Below are 4,325 nucleotides of genomic sequence, written 5' to 3'. Positions count from 1 at the left end.
TTAATGCCTTTGAGACGAATAGCACATTTGATAGCAATGAGATTCCCGTCTTTATCGAGTTGATCTTGAAAGGTCATCCCATCAAATTGAGGATTAGACTTAATGATCTTAATCCATCCATCAATAGAAACAACGGGTATGATGCCGCCGCCTTTTTTAGGGAGAGCATAGATTTCTTTTGTTAAAGGGTTAAGTCCATAAGTATTGGCAACAAAAAGAAAAACGGCAAATTCTGCATCAGTGATGGCATTAGAATTTTTATCTCCAATACAAGTTTTTATGATTGTGGTTCGAAATTCTTCAGCAGAAAATCCATATTTTCCTGCCATTTCGTTTAAAAAAGTAGAATTTGTCATTATTGTTTCCTTGATTTGCGCGCAATTCCCCCGTGGCGTGAATCACGCTTGTGTTTAAAAATGGTTGGTTGTTAGAAAGTGCTTATACGCTCTGTCTTTTCCTAGGGATATGTTCGGCTTTTCTACTATAACTAATATGTGTGTTGCCTGAAATACATGTGTTACCACATACAACAGCTTCACCACCAATATGAGCTTTTTCGCAAATTTTGGCATTGCCGTGAATTTCGGCTATTCCGTAAACTTGCGCATTATCGAAAATATGTGCATTGGATTCAACACAAGCGTTTCCAAAAACATTAGCATTTCCATAAATACGTGCATTACATGAGATACGTGCTCGTCCAAATACTTGTGCATTCTCATAAATTTGAGCATTACTGCAAACCTTTGCCTTATCCCTAACCCAACAATCGCCCTCATGAGAGAGGTTACCTTCATGCTCTATAAAACCACCAAGATCACCTTTCTTGACCTTTCCAAAGTCTCTCAGTGCACGAATGCGACGAACTGGTCGACGATAGAGGATGTCTATTTCATTAGTAAGTTCGTATTTCTTTTTCATGGTTACTATTTCTTACGTTCTACGATTACGGTGGAGCCACTAATTTTACAATTTCCAGCAATGTCTACACGACAGCAAATATATGCTTGATTGTAAATTTTAGCATTTCCGTAAACGTGTACACTTTCCCCTATAACAGAATTCCCATAAATCCGCGCATAGTCAAAAACCTTGGCATTATCTCCAACATCAGCACCACCAACTTCGGCATAATCAAAAACTTGTGCATTTCCAGAAATTTGTGCATTCCCATAAACACGGGCATCATCATAAACTTTGGCATTACCGTAAACTTGTGCATTGCCAAAAATCCAACAGTCTCTCTTATGGCTTAAGTTGCTCTCTTTTTCTATAAAACCGCCTAGGTCACCTTTTTTGACATATCCAAAGTCTCTCAATGCACGAATGCGGTGGAGAGTTTTGCCCCCAACTTCGATTGTTTCATCAGTCATTTCGTATTTTTTTTCCATGGTTTGTTTCCTTTAATGCATGCTTTGTCGTTTAATTTCTTGAGACAGCACCCCCATGCCTTTTGTTGTGATTTTTGCTGAAGGAATGACTTTTTCAGTTCCATTTTCGGTTTGAATAGTGAGGGTTGAGCAATCCATTAGTCCTTTTTGTATTTTGTCTTGATAAGGCAATAAGTGAGCCCCGAAAGTGCGTCGATAAACCCATCTTTTTTTCTGTAAGAAGAGAATGAATTGTTTTGGTTGCATTTCGAGCACTTTAGCGGCTTCAGTAAGACCGAAGAGCCCATCAGAGCGTTGTAAGCTTTCAAGAGCCATTGCTTTTGGTTTTAAATCTTCAATGATGATGTCTTTACGCTCATTTTCATTTTTTAGATGAGTTAATACACCTAACATTACTTGTGGACTTGAGTAATCGATTTGTGGTGTAACAACTTGCTTTGCACGCCGCTCGCATTCAATAAAATATTGACGGGCTTGTTTTCCTTTTTCATTACGCTCTACCATGGAAAGTTCTTTTGCCATTTCCAAGGTGAGATGATAATTAATTGCAATAACAGATCTAGATTTTGCGCTCGCCAAATTTGGTGACCGCAAATCTTGTGTTTTTACAAAGTCTTGTCCTTCTATAAAATTGTATCTGCTAATACGATCCTTAATCCAATTGGAAAAGTCTCGTTTTGCTTCTAAGAATGCGTGCAAGTCACGAGCATTGACTGTTTGAACGTCTTCTCCGTTAACCGTGTTATTTGTAATAGCGATAGGATTATTCATGATTTTACTCCATCCGATAATTTAATAAGAGGAAAGAGGGGGGCGCTTTTAAATGCGCCCTTAAGAATTTTTAAAGCACATCACAAGGACGCAAACGGTGTTGTTTTTCGTAAGAACCATACATTGCATCATCATATTCGCGCTGTTTTATATCATCTAAAAAAAAACCGTATGCTGTGCTGTGTAGAATAAAATCGTGAGGAATGTTTCCGTTGAAACACTGCTCTTCACATTCTTTAAGATAGAATTCGGCAATATCTTCAGAGATATCTTCACAACGATTAGTCGTTGGTTCTACGCGCAAAATTTGGACAGCATTATCGGTTTGGTCGATAAAATTGATCATGTCCTTTTCTTCTAAGAAAGGACCAGATTTAGCGAGATTTTGTTCTTCATTTTCGCAAATGACTAAGAGAATTTCATCAGAATTTATAAACACTGGTTTTTTCACAAATGCCTCCATACAGCTTATTGGCAAAAGTTATTTTCTAAGATATGGAGTGAACATATTTTCGATTTTAGAATAAGTCAATACAAATTTTCTAAAATAGAAAAAATTTTTTTTAGCGATAGACAAATAGTCTACACAAAAAAGTAACCTAATTTACATTTCAATGTGGAGAAAATTCTTTATGAAACAGTATAAAGAAGCTTTTAAAATATTTTCGTCATTAACAAATGAGCAAAAACGGGTGATTATTTTTCATCTTCTTCTTGCAAAGATCGTAGAAAAGAAATGACAGCTTTTCTATGTTCTGGCTTTGCGGAAGAATATAATTTAAAAAAATAATCATCACAATTATCGGGTATAAAATGAGGGGGGAGCGCTTTAAAAAATGAAGTTAATCTGACGAGTTCATCAGCAGATATGCTTCTATTTTCTTTATCATCATCAACAGAAAGCATCTTAGATACAACAGATGTATGAAGTCCCATATGTTTAGCTAGTTCAGTTCGGGACCCATGACCCATTGTTTTAAGCTTTTCATTTGCCCAAATTTTTATTTCTTTCTGAATATCCATACTTACCAGTATTCCTTTTGTTAAAAAAAATATCAACATTTCTATTTTAGAAAAAATATTGACATTTTTTCTATAATCGAATAAATGCCCATTTGATAAATAGAGAAATAATATGAATATCAAAAATTCAGCAGTTACGATTATAAAGTATTTAGGTGGTGCAAAACGTGTGTCGTTGATTTCTCAATGCCATGTATCTGCTGTTTATAAATGGACTTATCCTTTAAAAAAACTAGAGGGTAAAGGCGGCATTATACCAGCTAAATACCAAATTATGCTTTTAAATTATGCGCGAGATCATGGGATAGATTTGCGTCCAGAAGATTTTTTTTATCCCGAGCGCTTGCAGAGATTAATGCAAGAGCAACACCCCCCAATGTCGAAAATTTGCAAGAGCCGCGGTGTTGATCAGATGGTCGATAGATTGCAGCATTAAGGAGATCAAAATGAGTTTAAATGAAATAATATTGATAGTTGTGTGTGTAGTATTTGGAGCATTGCTTTTATGCGGAGTGATGTTTCGTATTGCTTTGTATTATCGTGACCAAGTTAAGAGGCTTAAAGAGGAAGTTGAAACTCTAAAATTAAAAATTGGGCATTTAACAGACGAGTTACAAAATAAACAGCATGAATGTTCAAGAGAAATTCAGAATGGCATGGATAAGAGTTTTTTAAATATCAAAAATGCATCAGAAATTAGAGAACTGAAGCAAAAGATAGATGAGTATGAAGCAGCGTTCAAACGGAAAAACGAAGTTATAGATGCACTCGAAGCAGATGTTCAATCACGTGATACGGAAATTAAAGAACTGAAGCAAGAGATTAAAGAACGTGAGGAGGAAATTGAAAAACTTAAACAAAAGATAGATGCGTACCGAGAAGATTTTAAACGGAAAAGTGAAAAGATACAGGCACTAAAAGCAGATGTGCAATCACGTGATACGGAAATTAAAGAACTTAAACAAAAGATAGAAGAACGTGACGACGAGGAAATTGAAGAACGTGACAAGGAAATTAAACAACTGAAGCAAGAGCTTAAGCCGCGTGATGAAGCAGTAAAAGCGCCGCTTCATAAGAATAAGAAGAGTAAGAAGAAGGGGAAGTGAGGAGTGGATAAGATGACAGTTAAAAAGAAGTATG

8 protein-coding genes are annotated in these 4,325 nt (G+C 36.0%); 2 read left to right on the top strand and 6 right to left on the bottom strand.

What is annotated here, in order from left to right:
* The 6 genes from ACFIMW_RS08750 to ACFIMW_RS08725 form a co-directional block, all read right to left on the bottom strand.
* Positions 1-356 (bottom strand): recombinase RecT (locus tag ACFIMW_RS08750; protein WP_375608814.1); only part of this gene is annotated, 356 nt, incomplete at its 3' end.
* 82 nt (positions 357-438) lie between these two features.
* Entirely contained in the window at positions 439-921 is a 483-nt protein-coding gene (locus ACFIMW_RS08745) for a hypothetical protein (RefSeq protein ID WP_375608815.1), read from the bottom strand.
* 5 nt (positions 922-926) lie between these two features.
* A complete protein-coding gene (locus ACFIMW_RS08740) occupies positions 927-1,391 on the bottom strand; it encodes a hypothetical protein (RefSeq protein WP_375608816.1) in 465 nt (154 codons plus the stop codon).
* Positions 1,392-1,403: 12 nt separating this feature from the next.
* The gene (locus ACFIMW_RS08735; protein ID WP_375608817.1) at positions 1,404-2,162 is read right to left on the bottom strand and encodes an antA/AntB antirepressor family protein; all 759 of its coding nucleotides are present in this window, start codon (positions 2,160-2,162) and stop codon (positions 1,404-1,406) included.
* Positions 2,163-2,232: 70 nt separating this feature from the next.
* Positions 2,233-2,613, bottom strand: a complete 381-nt coding sequence (locus ACFIMW_RS08730) for a hypothetical protein (protein WP_375608818.1) — start codon at positions 2,611-2,613, stop codon at positions 2,233-2,235.
* 245 nt (positions 2,614-2,858) lie between these two features.
* Positions 2,859-3,185, bottom strand: coding sequence for a hypothetical protein (locus ACFIMW_RS08725; protein WP_375607567.1), 327 nt, complete (start codon positions 3,183-3,185; stop codon positions 2,859-2,861).
* Positions 3,186-3,297: 112 nt separating this feature from the next.
* On the opposite strand from ACFIMW_RS08725, the gene ACFIMW_RS08720 reads away from it, so the two are divergent.
* Entirely contained in the window at positions 3,298-3,621 is a 324-nt protein-coding gene (locus tag ACFIMW_RS08720; RefSeq protein ID WP_375608819.1) for a hypothetical protein, read from the top strand.
* Positions 3,622-3,631: 10 nt separating this feature from the next.
* Entirely contained in the window at positions 3,632-4,291 is a 660-nt protein-coding gene (locus ACFIMW_RS08715; RefSeq protein WP_375608820.1) for a hypothetical protein, read from the top strand.
* The last annotated feature ends 34 nt before the right edge of the window (positions 4,292-4,325 follow it).

The organism is Bartonella sp. AC329YNZD (genome assembly GCF_042196685.1).
Classification (GTDB): domain Bacteria; phylum Pseudomonadota; class Alphaproteobacteria; order Rhizobiales; family Rhizobiaceae; genus Bartonella.
Note: the sequence above shows the minus strand (reverse complement) of the source record. Positions and strands in the feature narration are given on the sequence as shown.

Excerpts from the sequence above, each read along its gene's own strand:
- ACFIMW_RS08735 (WP_375608817.1), bottom strand. The coding sequence starts at position 2,162 with ATGAATAATCCTATCGCTATTACAAATAACACGGTTAACGGAGAAGAC.
- ACFIMW_RS08725 (WP_375607567.1), bottom strand. The coding sequence starts at position 3,185 with ATGGATATTCAGAAAGAAATAAAAATTTGGGCAAATGAAAAGCTTAAA.
- ACFIMW_RS08720 (WP_375608819.1), top strand. The coding sequence starts at position 3,298 with ATGAATATCAAAAATTCAGCAGTTACGATTATAAAGTATTTAGGTGGT.
- ACFIMW_RS08745 (WP_375608815.1), bottom strand. The coding sequence starts at position 921 with ATGAAAAAGAAATACGAACTTACTAATGAAATAGACATCCTCTATCGT.
- ACFIMW_RS08740 (WP_375608816.1), bottom strand. The coding sequence starts at position 1,391 with ATGGAAAAAAAATACGAAATGACTGATGAAACAATCGAAGTTGGGGGC.
- ACFIMW_RS08715 (WP_375608820.1), top strand. The coding sequence starts at position 3,632 with ATGAGTTTAAATGAAATAATATTGATAGTTGTGTGTGTAGTATTTGGA.